General features: G+C 59.4%; 17 protein-coding genes, 1 tRNA gene, 1 other RNA gene and 1 pseudogene. 10 read left to right on the top strand and 10 right to left on the bottom strand.

Annotation, left to right across the window (positions count from 1 at the left end):
* Positions 1–4: 4 nt before the first annotated feature.
* Positions 5–475: a redoxin domain-containing protein gene (locus tag F8O05_RS05350; protein ID WP_192497042.1), complete on the top strand. Its 471-nt coding sequence runs from the start codon at positions 5–7 to the stop codon at positions 473–475.
* A 111-nt stretch (positions 476–586) separates the two neighbouring features.
* A tRNA-Val gene (locus F8O05_RS05345) sits at positions 587–660 on the top strand.
* Between the two features lie 74 nt (positions 661–734).
* On the opposite strand, the pseudogene F8O05_RS05340 reads toward F8O05_RS05345, so the two are convergent.
* Positions 735–1,609, bottom strand: a pseudogene (locus F8O05_RS05340) (helix-turn-helix transcriptional regulator).
* A gap of 221 nt (positions 1,610–1,830) precedes the next feature.
* Here F8O05_RS05340 and F8O05_RS05335 point away from each other — a divergent pair.
* The gene (locus F8O05_RS05335; protein WP_225735748.1) at positions 1,831–2,604 is read left to right on the top strand and encodes an SDR family NAD(P)-dependent oxidoreductase; all 774 of its coding nucleotides are present in this window, start codon (positions 1,831–1,833) and stop codon (positions 2,602–2,604) included.
* Between the two features lie 85 nt (positions 2,605–2,689).
* Positions 2,690–3,091 (top strand): NUDIX hydrolase, encoded by a 402-nt coding sequence (locus F8O05_RS05330; RefSeq protein ID WP_225735747.1) that lies wholly within the window; start codon positions 2,690–2,692, stop codon positions 3,089–3,091.
* An 18-nt stretch (positions 3,092–3,109) separates the two neighbouring features.
* On the opposite strand, the gene F8O05_RS05325 is transcribed toward F8O05_RS05330, so the two are convergent.
* The 4 genes from F8O05_RS05325 to F8O05_RS05310 form a co-directional block, all read right to left on the bottom strand.
* The gene (locus tag F8O05_RS05325) at positions 3,110–4,264 is read right to left on the bottom strand and encodes a GTPase family protein (protein WP_158051700.1); all 1,155 of its coding nucleotides are present in this window, start codon (positions 4,262–4,264) and stop codon (positions 3,110–3,112) included.
* Positions 4,265–4,383: 119 nt separating this feature from the next.
* A complete protein-coding gene (locus F8O05_RS05320; protein WP_158051699.1) occupies positions 4,384–4,737 on the bottom strand; it encodes a hypothetical protein in 354 nt (117 codons plus the stop codon).
* 94 nt (positions 4,738–4,831) lie between these two features.
* Complete coding sequence (locus tag F8O05_RS05315; RefSeq protein WP_158051698.1) at positions 4,832–5,356, bottom strand: adenine phosphoribosyltransferase; 525 nt, start codon at positions 5,354–5,356, stop codon at positions 4,832–4,834.
* Between the two features lie 23 nt (positions 5,357–5,379).
* The gene (locus tag F8O05_RS05310) at positions 5,380–5,874 is read right to left on the bottom strand and encodes a PH domain-containing protein (protein WP_158051697.1); all 495 of its coding nucleotides are present in this window, start codon (positions 5,872–5,874) and stop codon (positions 5,380–5,382) included.
* A gap of 56 nt (positions 5,875–5,930) precedes the next feature.
* Here F8O05_RS05310 and F8O05_RS05305 point away from each other — a divergent pair, with 56 nt between their 5' ends.
* Positions 5,931–6,770 (top strand): Nif3-like dinuclear metal center hexameric protein, encoded by an 840-nt coding sequence (locus tag F8O05_RS05305; protein WP_158051696.1) that lies wholly within the window; start codon positions 5,931–5,933, stop codon positions 6,768–6,770.
* A gap of 18 nt (positions 6,771–6,788) precedes the next feature.
* Positions 6,789–7,523 (top strand): zinc ribbon domain-containing protein, encoded by a 735-nt coding sequence (locus tag F8O05_RS05300; protein ID WP_158051695.1) that lies wholly within the window; start codon positions 6,789–6,791, stop codon positions 7,521–7,523.
* 29 nt (positions 7,524–7,552) lie between these two features.
* Here F8O05_RS05300 and rnpB read toward each other — a convergent pair.
* The 3 genes from rnpB to map all read right to left on the bottom strand — a co-directional run bounded on the left by rnpB (position 7,553) and on the right by map (position 9,639).
* Positions 7,553–7,898: RNase P RNA component class A (gene rnpB, locus F8O05_RS05295), an RNA gene on the bottom strand.
* Positions 7,899–7,933: 35 nt separating this feature from the next.
* Positions 7,934–8,716, bottom strand: a complete 783-nt coding sequence (ppgK, locus tag F8O05_RS05290; protein WP_158051694.1) for a polyphosphate--glucose phosphotransferase — start codon at positions 8,714–8,716, stop codon at positions 7,934–7,936.
* Between the two features lie 41 nt (positions 8,717–8,757).
* A complete protein-coding gene (gene map, locus F8O05_RS05285; RefSeq protein WP_158051693.1) occupies positions 8,758–9,639 on the bottom strand; it encodes a type I methionyl aminopeptidase in 882 nt (293 codons plus the stop codon).
* Between the two features lie 12 nt (positions 9,640–9,651).
* Between map and F8O05_RS05280 the strand changes: the two genes are divergently transcribed.
* A complete protein-coding gene (locus F8O05_RS05280; protein WP_158051692.1) occupies positions 9,652–9,852 on the top strand; it encodes an SPOR domain-containing protein in 201 nt (66 codons plus the stop codon).
* 72 nt (positions 9,853–9,924) lie between these two features.
* Here F8O05_RS05280 and panB read toward each other — a convergent pair whose 3' ends face one another.
* Positions 9,925–10,758 carry a 3-methyl-2-oxobutanoate hydroxymethyltransferase gene (gene panB, locus F8O05_RS05275; protein WP_158051691.1) on the bottom strand — a complete coding sequence of 278 codons (834 nt, stop codon included), beginning with the start codon at positions 10,756–10,758 and terminating at the stop codon, positions 9,925–9,927.
* Between the two features lie 62 nt (positions 10,759–10,820).
* Between panB and F8O05_RS05270 the strand changes: the two genes are divergently transcribed.
* Together F8O05_RS05270 and F8O05_RS05265 are read left to right on the top strand one after the other, a co-directional pair.
* Positions 10,821–12,146, top strand: coding sequence for a glutamine synthetase family protein (locus F8O05_RS05270; protein WP_158051690.1), 1,326 nt, complete (start codon positions 10,821–10,823; stop codon positions 12,144–12,146).
* 31 nt (positions 12,147–12,177) lie between these two features.
* A complete protein-coding gene (locus F8O05_RS05265; RefSeq protein WP_158051689.1) occupies positions 12,178–15,177 on the top strand; it encodes a bifunctional [glutamine synthetase] adenylyltransferase/[glutamine synthetase]-adenylyl-L-tyrosine phosphorylase in 3,000 nt (999 codons plus the stop codon).
* A 100-nt stretch (positions 15,178–15,277) separates the two neighbouring features.
* Here the strand turns inward: F8O05_RS05265 and glnA are convergent, their stop codons facing one another.
* Positions 15,278–16,702, bottom strand: a complete 1,425-nt coding sequence (gene glnA / locus F8O05_RS05260) for a type I glutamate--ammonia ligase (protein ID WP_158051688.1) — start codon at positions 16,700–16,702, stop codon at positions 15,278–15,280.
* A gap of 180 nt (positions 16,703–16,882) precedes the next feature.
* On the opposite strand from glnA, the gene F8O05_RS05255 reads away from it, so the two are divergent.
* The gene (locus F8O05_RS05255; RefSeq protein WP_158051687.1) at positions 16,883–17,305 is read left to right on the top strand and encodes an RDD family protein; all 423 of its coding nucleotides are present in this window, start codon (positions 16,883–16,885) and stop codon (positions 17,303–17,305) included.
* Positions 17,306–17,385: the final 80 nt, after the last annotated feature.

Genomic DNA, 17,385 nt, shown 5'->3' with positions numbered 1-17,385 from the left:
TCCTGTGACGTCTCAGCTTCCATTGCCCGCAGATATGCCGCTCGACGCCCCCACTCACCGTGGTGACCGAATTCGTGTACTCGGTCCCGGATCACCGCGGTTGCTCGCCTTCATCCCTGCAGCGTTTACCCCCGTGTGCGGCAACGAAGTGAAGGAACTTGTCCAACTTTCTCAGCGCGCTGATCAACTTGGCGTGCAACTGCTTGTTGCGTCCTGCGACGCTCCGCCGACCTTGGCGGCGTGGCTCCATGAAGTGGACCCGGAGGCGGTGCTGCTCGGTGTCTCGGACCACTGGCCCCACGGTCAAATTGCGCGGGCATGTGCTGCATTCGACGGACAATCAGGCACGGCGTGTCGCCACACCTGGGCCATCCGTGCCGACGGCACCCGCGTCCTCGCAGCCGCCTGCGACGCGGGGGAGCAGCGGTCAATGGAGCACCACGAGTACGGCTTGGAATGGGCGGCGACGAGCTGATCTCGGGTTCGCCACACCCGGGCGGAATCGCAGGTTTGGAATTCGCGCAAATCCGGTGCTAAGGTATCCGAGTTGCACATCGCGGCAAGCAAGTCGCGAAGCACAACAGATGGGCTCCTAGCTCAGTTGGTTAGAGCATCTGGTTTACACCCAGAGGGTCGGGGGTTCGAGTCCCTCGGGGCCCACGTTAAAAAACCCGGTCAAGTTATTCTTGACCGGGTTTTTTTGTACGAGGCTCCTGCTCGGAGCGCTGTCTGCGTCAGGAATGCCATCCATTATCAACGACTTGGACGCTGGCAGCCCAGGAACCGAGCAGCCGTATCGCCTCTGCTGATTTTGAGCCCGGTTCGGGCGTATAGGTGGTGAATGTCAGACCGTGATGAGCTTCCATGTCCATACCCTCGTATGCGAGTGTCAGCTCACCTACGACCGGGTGACGGAAAGTCTTGAATCCGCTCCCGTGATGGCGCACGTTGTGTTTGCCCCAGCGTCTACGGATTTCATCGCTGCGGGTCGACAGCTCGCCGATGAGATCGTGGAGTTCTCTGTTGTGAGGGTCACGTGCTGCCTCGGTTCTGAGGATCGCCACGGTGATCTCGGCAAAGGCATCCCAGTCAGGATAAAATCGCCAGCGCGACGGTCGAGGAATGTATGGCGCGCGATGTTTGGCGGCTGCCCCGGCATTTCGTAGAGCTCGCAATAGAAGGCCCGCGCAAGGGGGTTCACTGCGAGTAGGTCCATGCGGCCGTTCCGAACGAACGCGGGACCAGCAGTGAAGCCGTTAAGGGCCCACTGCAAGCCAGGATTCGGCTTCCAGCCCTTTCCGCTGCACTGCTTCCGAGGCCTTGCAACGGGGCTCGCGGCATGTGCCAGGGCGAACAAGTGCGCCCGTTCTGCGTCGTCCAATTGCAACGCCCGTGCGAGGCTGTCCAGCACTTCTTCGGATGCACCGCTAATATTCCCTCGTTCGAGCTTGGTGTAATACTCGACGCTCATGCCCGCGATTGTCGCAACTTCACTTCGGCGAAGCCCCGGAACCCTGCGATTGCCACCAGCTGGCAGACCCACCTGTTCGGGAACGATACGGTCTCGATGTGAGGTTAGAAAATCCCGGACCTCAGCCTGGTTATCCATGTATCCACGTTACGTCTACTCAGTGGTGTTCTGGGAGTCTCTGCCAGTACCACCATTGAGAGAGGCTCTCATCCGCGACGGCTCCGTGATGTTCTTGGTATGTAAGCACGATCTGAGACAAAACGATCAACTGGTCGTTACTGCAACAAGGCTTTGTCGACGAAGTGAGCGTGGTGTGGCTCCGCTACACACCGAAAAAGACGTACTGGAAAGGCAGCATCGTGAGCAATAACCTCGTAGATTTTACCGGCAAGGTCGCATTCATCACCGGCGCGGGTGTCGGTATCGGACGCGCGACCGCCCTCGCCTTTGCGGATGCTGGTGCTGACCTCGCACTCGTCTCGATCGGCGAGAAAGACCTGAAAGAGACCGCGCGCCTGGTCGAGGAGAAGGGACGACGTGCGCATGCCGTCGTCGCTGACATCTCGGATAGCGACGCGATCGCGGCGGCCATATCCTCGACGGTGGATACCCTCGGTCGTCTCGACTTCGCGGTGAATAACGCCGGTATCGAACAACCCAATACTCCAATCGAGGAAACCACCGAAGAGGACTGGAACCGTCTCATTGCCGTGAATCTCACCGGGGTTTTCCTGTCGATGAAGCATGAGATTCCTGTTATGCGAGGCAGCGGCGGTGGTTCGATAGTGAATATCTCCTCGGGTGCCGGGGTGATGGGCATACGTAATCAGGCCGCATACGCGGCGACCAAACACGGTGTCATCGGCCTGACGAAGTCGGCTGCACTCGAAGTCGCTTCCGAGAACATTCAGATCAACGCGATCTGCCCCGGCATCATCGAGACACCGATGATGGGACGCTTCTCCGGCGGCACCCCCGAAGGTCGTGCCCGCGTCATCGGGCAGGAACCCATTGGCCGCATGGGCAAACCCGAGGAGATTGCCTCCGCGATCCTCTGGCTCTGCTCGCCCCTCGGCGGGTTCACCATCGGTCACGCGTTCGTTATCGACGGGGGACAAACGGTCGGCATCTGAACTGATCGAAGAGCAGGCCAATCACCTTGTTTCAATCTCGACTCGCTTGAGCCCGAAATATCAACACGAGGCCTACCCTGGACGGGTGTCTCAGATAATCAGTGCAGCAAGCGCCGTAGCTATCGATGGTCAAGGTCGGCTGCTGCTGGTGAAAAGAGGTCGAGAGCCTCAGCGTGGCCGATGGTCTCTGCCCGGTGGGAAAATCAATCCTGGTGAATCATTTGAAGACGCTGCGATTCGGGAATTCGCCGAAGAAACTGGCCTGGTTATTGAGATCATCCGTAAGCTCGGCATTACAAGGATGCCGACCCTCGATGGCCGAGAGTATGAGATCCACAATTTCTACACGCGTGTAATCCGTGGCGAACTCGCAGCTGCCGACGACGCGGCAGGTGCGCGTTGGTTTCCGCTCAATGAGCTCTACGACCTCGAACTCACGACCGGGCTATTGGCTTATCTCCGTGAGGTCAAAGTGATCCCTGAGTAGGGCTAAATGACTTCTGATTTAGCCCTTAATGCCCTTCTGCGTGGCGAGCTTGCCGAGCACAGACACAATGGTGGGCGCGAATTGTTCCCACGCCCCATCGATCTGCGACACATCGATCTTGCCGATATGCACCTGCTCGCAGAAACGAACCCACGCTTCTCCCGTCGCCGCAGTGATTGCCGAAGCGACACTGGCGTTGATAACGTTGCCCGCCACCGGAATGAGTTTCACAAGACTCGTGGCAAGGGCTCGTCCAGCCATCTGCGCACCCAATTGCGCAATCGCAGACGTGGACATCATCGTCTTCATATTGAGGTCATAGATGGCAGCAATGCGCCCCATCATCGTCATCTGGATCGGCGCCAGGGTAGTCGCATCCGCAATCGGGATGGGGACGGCCGCTGCGGCCGCTGACGCAGCCACCGCGGCAAGAATGACCGGGCGCGCCATCTCGCGCTTCCACGGGAGGTTGAGTCGCTGCGCAACGCGAAAGGCGTCTTTCTCGCTATCCGGCGACAGGGCAAGGGTCTGTGCCACGAGATCACCGAGCCCATGTCCCGTGCCCTTTCCATTCTTACCCTGCGAGGAAGTCAAGATCACACGACGCACAGGAAGGTGAATGGGCTCGCCATCGCCGTCCACCGGGTCTTCAAGCCAATCGCGAAACGCCTCCGTGTCTTTCGAAGCCCGATACTTCCCGGTAACCGGATTCTTCGTCCAGTGCACTTTGGTCAACACGAGGATCACAGGCAGCCCCGCCGCATCCAATTCGCGAATCATCTCAATATCCGGAACTGTAAGGCGATCGGCGTTCGCCGCCACGCAGTACCAGACGACGGCGATCTGTTCACTCGATGGTCGCTTCGCCACGATTTTCAGTCCATCGCGAAGTGACTCCGCGGGTGTCTTACCAGACCCAATTTCGAAGCCCTCGAAGTCCCATATGCCCAGGGTCTCGTCGTCGTAGTAGTTCACTCCCTGGGTAACAGGAAGGCCCTTACCGACCTTTGCGAGTTCTCGACCGAACACCGCGTTGACGAGTGAAGATTTCCCTACACCCGTGTTTCCGACGACGGCGAGGTTGAAGCGGCCGTAGCGTTTTCTTGCTTCCGAATTCGCGGCAATAAACTCCTGATCGTCGATCTTCGGTCGATCAAGCGGATCTTTGGCCATGTGGATGGAGCCTTTCTCATCATCGTTCAGGCCAGCCCGGCCCGCGGAGATACAAGGGCGCTTGCAGCTGCAGAAGGCCTAACATCCTTCCACAACTGCAAGCGCCCATTACTCGTGGCTTATAGCCCCTCAAACTCCTTGCGGTTGGCGATCACTCGCAAGTCACTCACGATCAGGTCCAGCTTCTTACGTACGTCCGCAAGCTCCTTAAGACTGTGCGGAGCCTCTTCGTATTTGGGCCGCGTGATCCGATCGAGTACTCGATTAATGTGCGCCGCGGTTGCGGGCTCCAGGAGTTCGCCGGTCACGAGGGCGATCTTGTCGCGAATCGCGATGAGGTCGTGGCTCAGCCGGGTCGTGGTCGTCGGAGTACCGGTTTCTTCAGCCATTGAATGACGCTTGACACGCTCTTCAATGCTCTCCGAGATTTGCGCCAGCAATTCAATAGCTGCTTTGCGTTCTTGAATTCCCATCAGGCGATTCCTTTCAATCTATCGTGTCGAAAGTGTATGCCGCTTCATCGGGAAGCTTGTCACAACTCCCGGGGAATGTCCCCGCTCCCACCGGTTAGCCGTGAAAAAGCGTGTGCAGGGGGAGCCCGTCGCCAAGCGCCTCCCGGCCACCGAGCCCATCAAGTTCCATCAGGACGGCGATACCCGTGGGCAGCGCGTCAATTTTTCGAACCAGCTCGATGGCGGCGGCGATCGTGCCGCCCGTCGCGAGCACGTCATCCATCACAAGCACCCGAGTTCCCGGAGCAATATCACGTTGAATTTCGACTTCTTCGGTCCCGTACTCGAGCTGATATGGGACGGATGCGGCCGGTCGCGGTAACTTGCCAGCCTTGCGGATGGGCACAAGACCAACATTTGCGACCGTTGCGGCTGCGCCCGCGAGAAGAAAACCTCGGGCTTCTATGCCGGCAACCACATCGAATTGACCGGCAAACGGTGCGAGCAGCGCCTTAGCAACTGTTCGGAGTGCTTCACCGTCACTCAGCACTGGCATCACATCTCGAAAGATCACCCCGGGCTGCGGGTAGTCGGGAATTTCCACGATCTGTGCTTCGACGTGGGCAAGTTCGGTAGTCACAGTGAAGGTTCTTTCCTGGGGAGCTATTCGGGGTTCCGAGTGGAAGCAAAGAGTATTTCTGTCATCCGCACGTGCACTTTTTCCACCTGTGGGATGTCATCGAGATGGAGCGGTTCATCGGCGGAGGTCTCGAGGATCAATGTGCCGCAGCCAAAGATCCGGTCGATGAAGGAATGGTCATATGCAACATTTGCGATCCGGTTGAGCGGAATATCGTGGCCCTTTTTGTTGAGGATGCCCGTGCGAGTAATGATCCGTCGGTCGGTAATCGTAAATGTCGATGACAGCCACTTCAGTACCGGCGAAATCGTGGCGGGAAACAGCGCGATTACGGCGATTCCCCAGACAATGTAAGACCCGATTGGCTGCGCCGAGACAGGCATTAAGAGCGTTCCAAGCGTTGCCAGACTGAGGATGAGCAAGCCCAGGACGACGTGGCCAAAAATGCGCTTCCAGTGGGTACGCAAATGAAATACGACGTGTTCGTTGTCACCGAGCAGTCGACGAGGCAGTCCCATGGGTTCAAGCCTAGTGCCGTCAATAGGGAATTCTCGCTGCCGGGTAATGTGGCTGCATGACCACGCTGCGTGAAGTGCAATCGACCATTGAGTCTCTCTACCCGAGGCGAGGTGCGGAAGCCTGGGATGCTATCGGCACCTCCACCGGTGATCCAGACGCTGAAATCGGCAAGATTTTGTTTGCGGTAGACCCGGTCGCCGCCACGGTTGAGGAAGCACTTGAATGGGGGGCGCAGCTGCTCTTCACTCACCACCCACTGCTACTTCGAGGGGTCACTTCGATTGCGGAGGACCGTTATAAGGGTGCGCTGCTCGCACGGCTGATACGCGGCGGCTGTGCGTTGCATTCGGCTCATACCAATGCTGATGTGGTGGAAAGCGGTCCGACGGGCACCATTTTCGATCTGCTGGGCATCCCGACGGGAGCCGAACACCGCATCCCGTTTCAACCGCTGGAAGACCAACCCGAACGGGGGATTGGACTCGTTGGCAATCTGCCAGAGCCCGTGAGTCTGCGTGATTTCGCGGCACGAGTTGCCGAGATCTTCCCCGCTACGGCCGGGGGAGTCAGGGTCGCCGGCAACCCTGAGATGATGGTTCAGCGTGTTGCCTGTTGCTCGGGTGCGGGAGATTCATTCCTGAGCCACCCGTCAGTAACCGGGGCGGATGTGTATCTCACGAGTGACTTGCGGCACCACCCGGCCTCAGAGGCGCGCGAACAGGCGTCCCTCAATGGCGGTAAGCCCGCGCTGGTTGATACCGCTCACTACGCCAGTGAACAGCTCTGGCTGGAAGGCGCCGCAGAACGCATCCGAGCCGCGCATCCAGACGTCGAGGCGCGGGTCTCGACCCAAAACACCGATCCGTGGACCTGGCACATTTCGCAGCAGCGCTAGCAAGGAGAAAATAGGACTATGAAGGCACATCCCAAGGAACAGCTTCGCCTGCTCGAATTGGCCCAGGTCGATGCCCGCCACGCGCGGCTGCAACATCTCGCCAAGAATATGCCCGAGCAGCTGCACCTCGTTGAGATCGAACAAGACCGTCGTGACCGTCGAGCGGCCGCCGCGCAGTCACTCGGCGAGCTTGAAGATGCACAATCCGAATTGAAGACGATCCAAGACGATTCGAAGCTGGTTGCGGCGCGGCGAACCCAGGATGAGCAGCGGCTACAGCAGGCGACATCCACGAAGGACATTGCAGCCTTGCAGGCTGAGCTGCAAACCATTGCGCGCCGTCAAGACACACTCGACGATCAGGAACTGGCGCAGCTCGAGCTGGTTGAGAAACTGACTGCGGCGCACGACGAGCGTGTCGCCGCGATGCGTGAGATTGAGGACCTAGCTGCGGATCTGCTGCGACGGCGCGACCTCGCGCGTGAAAATCTCCGCACCGAGGCCAAAGAGCTCGCCACCGATCGGAGAACGCTCGTCGACGGTCTGCCGGAGCAGCTCGTCGCGCTCTATGAGGAACGGCGAAAGCGCAGTGGGATCGGTGCCGCCGAACTGATCGGCAAGGTATCTTCCGCATCGCAGGAAACGATCGAGGTTGCGGACTTAGCACGCATCGCTAAGGCACCGGCCGATGAGATCGTCTTCTGCCCGGACACCGACGCGATCCTCGTGCGTACTGAGCGTTCCGCAATTTAAGGAGTGGGTCGGCCCGCAGGAAGTGGCGATGAGTGGGCCGACCGATACGCCGGGTTCTGTCCGACCAGAGTCGTGACGGCCATCTATCTCGGCGACGCGTTACCGCGCCGCTCTAGCAGCACACCCGGGAACTCGGCGAGCAGCGTCGACGTTCCCTGTTGGCCTTGCTCCGGATGAGGTTTACCTTGCAACGTCCGTCACCGGACGCCCGGTGGGCTCTTACCCCACCCTTTCACCCTTACCCTTGCGGGCGGTTTGCTTTCTGTTGCACTAGCTCGCGGGTTACCCCGGGTGGACGTTATCCACCATCCTGCTCTATGGAGCCCGGACGTTCCTCGGACCGCTTACGCGGCGCGCGACCGTCTGGCCGACCCATTCATCCCGGTAATTCTACGTGATCTTGGCCGGGCTTAGTCCCAGCCTTCGGCGCCGAGCAGTGCCGCACCAATGATCCCCGCGTTGTTCTTGAGCTTTGCGACTTTCACGGGTGTCTTGATGTCGATGAGATACAAAAACTCGTCGGCCTGCTTCGAGATACCGCCGGAAACAATGAATTCATCGGGCTGGATTACCGCTTCGAGATGGCGGAAATATGGGGTGAGGCGCTCGCCCCAAGCTTCGAAACTGAGGTTCTCTCGCTCGCGCGCCTTGGCCGACGCATACCGTTCGTAGTCCGGTTTTCCGTTGAGTTCCAGGTGCCCAAGTTCGGTATTCGGGAAGAGGCGCCCGCCGTGGATGAGCGCCGAACCGATCCCGGTGCCGAGGGTCAGCACGAGCACCGAGCCCAGGTCATCCGCCGCTTCCCCGTAGCGCACCTCGCCATAGCCCGCTGCATCAGCATCATTCACGAGCGAAACCGGCTTACCGATGGCCTTCGTGAACGCATCCCGAGCATTGAAACCAATCCACGCCTCGTCAATATTGGCGGCGGTATACGACACTCCGTGTCTCATCACCGAGGGCATACAGAGTCCAACTGCCGGATCGAGACCCGCCGCCTCGTCCTGGGCCAGAATCTCTTCATACACCTTCACCACGGCCGCGATAACCGCATCGATCGGGGCACCCGGGGGAGTCTTCCGCTTCTTTCGTTCCCCAACGAGACGTCCCTTTTTGAGATCGACGAGCCCGCCCTTGATGCCGGTGCCACCAATATCGATACCTACCGCGTAACGGTCCTGCTTCTTCGCCATGGCACCAGCCTAGGATGCCTTGGCGAAAGAAATGCCGGAACTTATAGCTGCGAGGGTGGCAGCGTCAGGATCTCGTAACCGTCTTCGGTAATCAGGATGGTGTGCTCATATTGGGCGCAGCGCGAACCGTCCTTGGTGACCACGGTCCAATTGTCGTCCCACTGGTCCCATGCTTGGGAGCCCGTGACCAGCATTGGTTCGACCGTGAAGACCATTCCCGGTTGGATGACGTCCTTGAAATGAGGTGCGTCGTAGTGGGGAATGATCAGCCCAGAGTGGAAGGTTCGTCCGACGCCGTGTCCCGTGTAGTCGTGCACAGACTCGTAGCCAAAACGGCCGGCGTACTTTTCGATCACACGACCGATCACGTTGACCTCACGGCCCGGTTTGGCGGCCTTGATGCCGCGCATCATCGCCTCGTGGGCCCGTTCTACGAGCAAACGCGACTCTTCATCGACTTCACCGACCAGGTACATGCGGTTCGTGTCGCCGTGCATGCCCTGTGCGAAGGCGGTGACGTCAATATTGATGATGTCCCCATCTTCGAGCACGGTGGAATCAGGAATGCCGTGGCAGATCACCTCGTTCAGCGAGGTACAGGAAGCCTTGGGGAAGCCCCGGTAGCCGAGGCAGGACGGGTATGCCTCGTGCTCAATGAGAAAATTGTGGGCAATCACGTCGAGTTCCTCGGTCGTGACACCGGGCTTCACGAACTGTTCAAGGTGTTCAAGCGTCGCCGCTGCGATTCGACTGGCGTGACGAACCCGTTCGATTTCTTCGGCCGTGTACAGGTCACCGCTGCCATCGGGCTCATTGGGATTTACCTTGCCGACATACTCCGGTCGCGGGATGTGCGCGGGTACCGGACGCATGGGAGTAACGGTTCCGGGGATGAGCAGACCAGTTTCAGGGTTTTTCGGCATACGCTCAAGTCTATGACTGACACACGCGAAGACGAATTCTGGTTTAACACCCGCACCGGGGAAGTTGAAAAGGGTAAGCAATCCATCGCTTCCGAGCGGCTTGGTCCGTTCGCCACGGAAGCTGAGGCAGCACGTGCCAATGAAAAACTCGCCGAGAATGCGCGCAAATGGGCGGAAGAGGAGGCGGCGGCTGAAGCGGAAGACGGTTATTGAAACGGTGTAGCTTCCACCAGCTCGCGAGCGGTGGCCGTATCGCCACCTGGCGATACGGCCACCGCTTAGCGTTTAGTGCTCTGGCGGCACATTCTCGTAGGACTCGGCCGCGCTCGGGTAGGCACTAGCCTGAATATCACTGATGTACTGTTCGGTAGCTTCGCGCAGGATATCGGCGAGATTCGCGTATTTCCTAACGAACTTGGGCACTCGGCCCTGGCTATAACCGAAAGTGTCGGTCCATACCGTGAGTTGCCCGTCGCAGTGCGGCCCCGCCCCGACGCTGATGGTTGGGATAGACAGCTCCGCCGTCACCTGTGCCGCAACATCCGTCGGCACCATCTCGAGGACCACTAAGAATGCCCCGGCGCGCTCGATTGCGCGAGCATCCTCGAGGAGCTGCTCGGCCGCATCCCCTCGCCCCTGAATGACGTGCCCGCCGAGGTTGTGTTCTGACTGCGGGGTGAAACCAATGTGCGCACAAACCGGGATGCCCGACTCGGTAATCCGACGAATATGACCTTCCACCGCGACCCCACCCTCGAGCTTCACGGCGTGCACCTCGGCTTCTTTCATGAAGCGCACTGCGGTCTCGAGGGCTTGTTCCGGCGAGATCTCGTAACTGCCGAAGGGCAGATCCGCGATCACGAAAGCACGCTTGGCCGCTCGCGCCACCGACCGCGACATCGTAATCATCTCGTTTACGCTGATTGGGAGCGTTGTGTCGTAACCCAGCATCACGTTCGCGGCAGAGTCGCCCACCAGCAAGAAATCAATCCCAGCTTGGTCAAATATCTGTGCGCTGGCGGCATCGTAGGCAGTGAGACCGGAGATTTTGTGGCCATCACGCTTCGCGCGAGAAAAATGGCGGGTGCGGACTCGTTTTACTGCAGCGTTGTCAGTCATAGGGACATTCTAGGGAAGCTCGCCGGTAGCCTGGACACACGTCAATAAAGAGGAGCGCATCCATGAGCAAGCAACAGGACTACGTGTTGCAAACCATCAGTGACCGTGGGATCAAATTTATCCGCCTCTGGTTTACCGATGTGCTCGGCACCTTGAAGTCCATTGCCTTGGCGCCCGCCGAGGTTGAGGGCGCGTTCAACGAAGGCGTCGGCTTCGACGGATCCGCAATCGAGGGGCTCACGCGACGCACCGAGGCCGACATGCTCTTGCATCCGGATCCCTCGACGTTCCAGGTGCTGCCGTGGCACGGTGACGATGAAACCGCACGCATGTTCTGCGATATCACTACGCCCGATGGTCAACCGGCGTCGGCAGACCCGCGCCAGGTGCTGCGTCGAGCCCTCGACCGGGCGCGTGACCTTGGCTTCACCTTCTACATCCACCCGGAAATCGAGTTTTATCTCCTCAAATCCGCCTCGCCCGGGCCCGACGGTCTTGAGCCCGTTGATCAGGCCGGCTATTTCGATCACGTGCCCGGAAATGTTGTGGACCTCTTCCGGCGACGGTCCGTGAGGCTGCTGGAAGAACTCGGCATCTCGGTGGAATTCAGCCACCACGAGGCGGGCCCCGGCCAGAACGAAATTGATCTGCGCTATGCAGATGCCTTGGCCATGGCCGATAACGTCATCACGTTCCGTACGGTGATTCAGGAAGCAGCTGCAGAGCAGGGCATTCACGCAACCTTCATGCCCAAACCCCATTCGAAATGGCCGGGCTCGGGGATGCATACCCACATGTCGCTCTTTGAAGGTGCCACAAATGTCTTCCACGAAGCGGGTGCCAAGCATCAGCTTTCGCGCACTGGCCGCCAATTCATCGCGGGCCTGCTACACCACGCTCGGGAGATCACGGCGGTGACCAATCAGCACGTCAATTCCTACCGACGGCTTTGGGGCGGTGACGAAGCACCGAGTTACGTCTGCTGGGGGCACAACAACTCTTCAGCGCTGGTGCGAGTACCAACCTATAAGCCCGAAAAATCACGATCCGCTCGCGTTGAGTATCGGGCTATTGATTCCGCAGCAAACCCATACCTCACCTACGCCCTTTTGCTGGAAGCGGGGCTGCGAGGGATCGAAGAAGGGTATGAAATTCCCGACGAAATTGACGGCGATTTGCGAGATCTCTCCGAACGAGAACGGCAGGTGCTCGGCTACAAGAACCTGCCGATGAACCTCGATGAGGCGCTTGCGCTCACCCAGGAATCCGAACTCGTCGCGGAAACCCTGGGGGAGCAGCTCTTCGACTACTTCTTGACGAATAAGCAGGATGAATGGCTCGGCTTCCGGCGCCAGGTCACCAACTTCGAGCTGCAGCGCAACCTATAGCGACGCGACTGAACCAGGGGAGTGAACCGTATTGCGTGAAGGTATCCGCACTCGATTGATTCGGGTGGGCTTTTCGAAACCCCTCGAAGCGGCGGAGCGCTTTTCGGAGCTTGCCGATATTCTCGGGATGGATCCGGTCCTGCTCACGAGCTTTTTCGAACCCATTGACCCTGATCCCGACGGTGCGCTCGCCTCGCTGCTTCGCCTCGTGCAGCGGCAACCAGGATGCGGTCCCGATCTGAAATCCGATCATGGGCTGCTTCGCAGCGTGATCACACTCTTTGCGCTCTCGACCGCTTCCGAGGATTTCTTCATCCGGCACCCGCAGCGATTGCGGGAAATCCACGAAGACTCGAACCTCTTGGCCTCCCCACAGACCCTTCGCGAACGGATGCTCGCCTCGGTACACGCCGTAATCGAACCGGAATCCAATCAGCTCGTCGCACAGCGCACGGGGGACGAGGCAGCCAACGCGCTGCGCGTGGAGTATCGCACCCAGCTCGGCAAAATCGCGCTGTATGACGCACGCCTCGAGGATGCGGCGGTCTCGCTCCACCGGGTCGCAGCGGCGCTCTCAGACCTCGCCGCTGCGGCAATGGACGCTGCCCTTGCGGTCGCGCGGGCAGAGATCACCGCACCGCCTGCGGGCTTCGGTCGATTCCCGGCGGAACAGGTGCGGGATGTCCGCTTGGCCGTCATCGGCATGGGCAAGGGCGGCGCCCGTGAACTCAACTACATTTCAGATGTCGATGTCATGTACGTTGCCGAGGCTCGTGAGGGTTCGGAGCTATCCACGGCCCGCATGATTGAGATCGCGACGCGCTTGGCTCGCAAGGCCATGAACGTGCTCTCCGACTATCAGATTGAGCCGGGACTGTGGGAAGTTGACGCGAATCTGCGCCCGGAGGGCAAGGACGGTGCCCTCGTTCGCACGGTGGATAGCTACATCACGTACTACAAGCGCTGGGCTGAGAACTGGGAATTCATGGCACTGCTGAAGGCCCGCGCAATCGCGGGTGACGCTGAGCTTGGCGAGTCCTTCATCAGCCAGATCACGCCGATGGTCTGGGAGGCGGCCGGGCGAGATAACTTCGTGCTGCAAGTGCAGAAAATGCGCGCCCGAGTAATTAGTCACATTCCCAAGGAAGAAGTGGATCGCGAGCTCAAGCTCGGACCCGGAGGCCTGCGCGATATTGAGTTCACGGTGCAGCTCTTGCAGCTCGTGCACGGTCAGGCCGATGAATCGGTTCGAGTGCACACGACGCTGGATGCGCTCACGGCGCTGGCTGCCGAAGGACACATTGGCCGCGATGACGGTGCGGAGTTCACCAATGACTACCGTTTTCTCCGGCTACTGGAACACCGCGTGCAACTTCGGCACATGCAACGCACACATCTGTTTCCGGACGATCCGGAGGAGCAGCGCATCCTCGGGCGGGCCATTGGGCTCACACCAAAGCAGTTGCTTGAACAGTTGGCGACCGTACGACGTCGAGTGCGTGGCATTCACGAAAAGGTCTTCTACCGTCCGCTGCTGACCGCAGTAGCCACCCTGCCGAGCGAGAGCTATCAGCTCACGAGCGATCAAGCCATCGCCCGGATGCGTGCGATTGGCTATCGAGATCCGCGCGGCGCGCTCAACCACATCAAGGCGCTCATTAGCGGGGTGTCCCGACGCTCGACCATGATGACGCATCTGCTGCCAGTATTGCTCGAGTGGTTCACCGAGGGCGCCAACCCCGATCAGGGGCTACTGGCCTTCCGGAAACTCTCGGAACAACTCGGCGACGCATCGTGGTACGTACGACTGCTGCGCGACTCGAAATTTGCTGCGCGGAGGCTATGCGACATTCTCTCGAGCAGCGAGTTCTGTGCCACCTTCCTGGAACTCTTCCCCGAAGCCGTAATTTGGCTCGATGGCGAGGATCAGCTGCGGCCAGCCACCGAGGCAGCGCTCGAGCGCGAAATCAACGGTGCACTGTCGCGCTACAGCGATGAGGTCTCACTCGGACGGGTAATCCGCGGGGTGCGGCGCCGTGAAGTCCTCCGCCTGGCGATCGGCTTTGTCCTCGGTGTCACCGATATGCGCAGCATCGCGACGGGGCTAACTGATATTTCTGTGGTCACAATCCGTTCTGCAGAAAAGGCGATCCGTCAGATTGATGCCGAGGTGAACTACCCCGCCTTCGCGGTTATCGGGATGGGCCGGTTTGGAGGTGCCGAGCTTGGCTTCGGCTCCGATCTCGACGTGCTCTATGTCTACGATCCTGAAGAACGGCAAAGCGAAGAAGCCAGCAAGTTGGCTCGGCAGCTCGTGAGGCGAATCGGTGAGCTCCTGGATGACAACCGGATGCCCATCGATCTGGATGCGGGGCTCCGGCCGGAGGGGAAATCTGGCCCGCTTGCCCGGTCGTTAGCTGCCTATGAGGCCTATTACTCGAAATGGTCGCTCAGTTGGGAGGCTCAGGCTCTCCTGCGAGCGAGTCGGGTCGCTGGAGATGCAGAGCTTCTCGACCGTTTCATGGAGATCTGTGATCGCACCCGCTATCGCAAGCGAGGTCTCGACAAGTCCGAACTCACCGAGATTCGACGCATCAAAGCTCGGATGGAAAGCGAGCGGCTCCCGCGTGGCGCTGACCCAAAGCGGCATCTCAAGCTCGGGCGTGGATCTCTGTCCGATGTTGAATGGCTTGTGCAGATTCTGCAGCTCGACCACGCACATGAGATGACCGAATTGCGTACGCCGGGCACGCTTGCCGCACTTGAGGCTGCCCGATCTCGCGGTCTGATTTCTGATGAAGACACCGCAATTCTGCGCCACGCTTGGACCCTTGCCACACGCATCCGTTCTGCGGTGTATCTGTTCTCGAACGCCCAGACTGATGTGCTGCCAGGGGCCCCAGAGGAACTCGATGGGGTCGCTCGACTCCTCGGATATGAGCCCGGGCACGGCGTCGACCTCGAAAACGACTATCTCACCGCCACGCGTCGTTCCCGCGCGGTGTTCGAGACGCTGTTTTATGGGGATTGAAGGTAGCGGGGGATAGAAGCTGTTCCGTTCCCATGCACATAAAAGATCCCGGTTCTCCGCAGTTGAATTTGCGGAGAGCCGGGATCTTTAGCGCGATCTACTAGACGCCGAAGTAGAGCTCGTACTCGTAGGGGTGCGGGCGCTCGGCCATGGGCACGATTTCTGCGTTCGTCTTGTACTCGATCCAGGTTTGGATCAGGTCCTCGTCGAATACGCCGCCCTTGAGCAGGTAGTCGTGGTCTTCCTCGAGCGCGTGCAGTGCTTCACTGAGCGAGACCGGCATCTGCGGAATGTTCTTGGCTTCTTCCGGTGGCAGCTCGTAAAGGTCCTTGTCGATCGGCTCGAGGGGCTCGATACGGTTCTGGATGCCGTCGAGGCCCGCCATCAGGAGCGCGGCGAATGCGAGATAGGGGTTCGCAGTCGCATCCGGGGTACGGAACTCGATGCGCTTCGCCTTGGGGTTCGACCCGGTGATCGGGATGCGTACCGCGGCTGACCGGTTGCCGGCCGAGTAAGCAAGGTTAATGGGTGCCTCGTAGCCCTTGACGAGTCGGTGGTACGAGTTCGTACTGGGGTTCGTAAACGCAGCAAGTGACTTACCGTGGGCGAGGATGCCGCCAATGTACCAGCGAGCGGTGTCCGAGAGCGAGGCGTAGCCCGCCTCGTCGTAGAAGAGCGGGTCACCGTTCAACCAGAGCGACATGTGGGTGTGCATACCCGACCCGTTCTCGCCGAACATGGGCTTCGGCATGAAGGTCACGGTCTTACCCCAGTCATTGGCAACACCCTTGATGAGGTACTTGAACTTCAACACGTCATCCGCCGAGTGCACGAGCGTGTTGAAGCGGTAGTTAATTTCGGCCTGACCACCGGAACCCACTTCGTGGTGAGCACGTTCCAGCTGGAAACCGCTCTCAATCAGCGTCATGCTCATGGCATCGCGCAGGTCAGCCTGCTTGTCGACTGGCGGAACCGGGAAGTAGCCACCCTTCTTGGGCGTCTTGTTGCCGAGGTTGCCACCAACTTCCTCACGACCGGTGTTCCAGAAGCCCTCATCCGAGTCGACCTGGTAGTAGGTGCGGTGCGGGTGGTTCTCAAACCGAACGTCCTCGAAAACGTAGAACTCTGCTTCCGGAGCGAAGATTGCGGTGTCGGCAACACCGGTCGAAGCCAAGAACTTTTCCGCTTTCTTGGCGACCTGTCGCGGGTCGCGGTGGTAAATCTCGCCCGTGCGCGGGTTGAAGATGTCGCAGAGGATGATCACGGTGGGCTCTGCCCGGAAGGGGTCGACATAGGCGGTCGTAACGTCGGGGATGAGCTGCAGGTCCGACTCGTTGATGGATGCAAAACCACGGATTGAGGAACCGTCGAAGAGCTGGCCGCTGCTGAAGAAATCATCATCAATCGTCGAAGCTGGGACGTTGAAGTGCTGCTGAGTTCCGGGCAGGTCGGTGAAGCGGATGTCGATAAACGAGATCCCCTTTTCCTTAATAAAAGAGAGTAGTTCGGCGGGCTCGGTGAACATATTCGGAGTTCCTCCTCGGTTTGGTGGTCCGGGCATTTACCCAGTGCCGGGTTCACGTGCGACACACGCGATGACGACGCTATGAAGCAGTATACGCATCATTGTCTGTTGGTGGTGGCATAGCGCGCCTGTCAGTGGATTTTTTATTGGGTGGGATTCTTCGATGACTAGACTGAGGGAATGACCAAATCCTCCTCGGCCGGTTCTGCGGTCCCTGAAAGCAATTATCCGGGCGAGCGATTGGGCCTCCCTGAAGAGGGCCCAGGATCGGTTGCTCGGTTTGGCATGCGAATCTTTGCTCTGGTCATTGACTGGGGTCTTGCGGCAGTGCTGGCCTGGTGGATATTCGACTACGCAGCCTTCGCAGTTTCGGCGATTTTCATCGTGCTGACAAGCGTCTGCATCGCACTCCTCGGCAGCACGATTGGTCATCTCATCTTTGGGATGCGAGTGAACACCATTCGCGGCGAAGCACCGGGATGGTGGCGCCCTTGGGTTCGGCAAGTGCTCCTCTCACTGGTAATTCCAGCCATCATCATGGACTCCGATCAGCGTGGCGCGCATGAGGTTCTCACCGGTCTCGTGCTTCGTCGCTTCCGCTAGCTCGGCCCGATGTGACGCTCGCTGCAGGAAACGAAAGCGGCGACTGCGCTCCAAAGTGGGGCGCAGTCGCCGTTTGCGTT

Origin of the sequence: Gulosibacter chungangensis (genome assembly GCF_008831155.1) — a bacterium.
Taxonomy (GTDB): domain Bacteria; phylum Actinomycetota; class Actinomycetes; order Actinomycetales; family Microbacteriaceae; genus Gulosibacter; species Gulosibacter chungangensis.
Note: the sequence above shows the minus strand (reverse complement) of the source record. Positions and strands in the feature narration are given on the sequence as shown.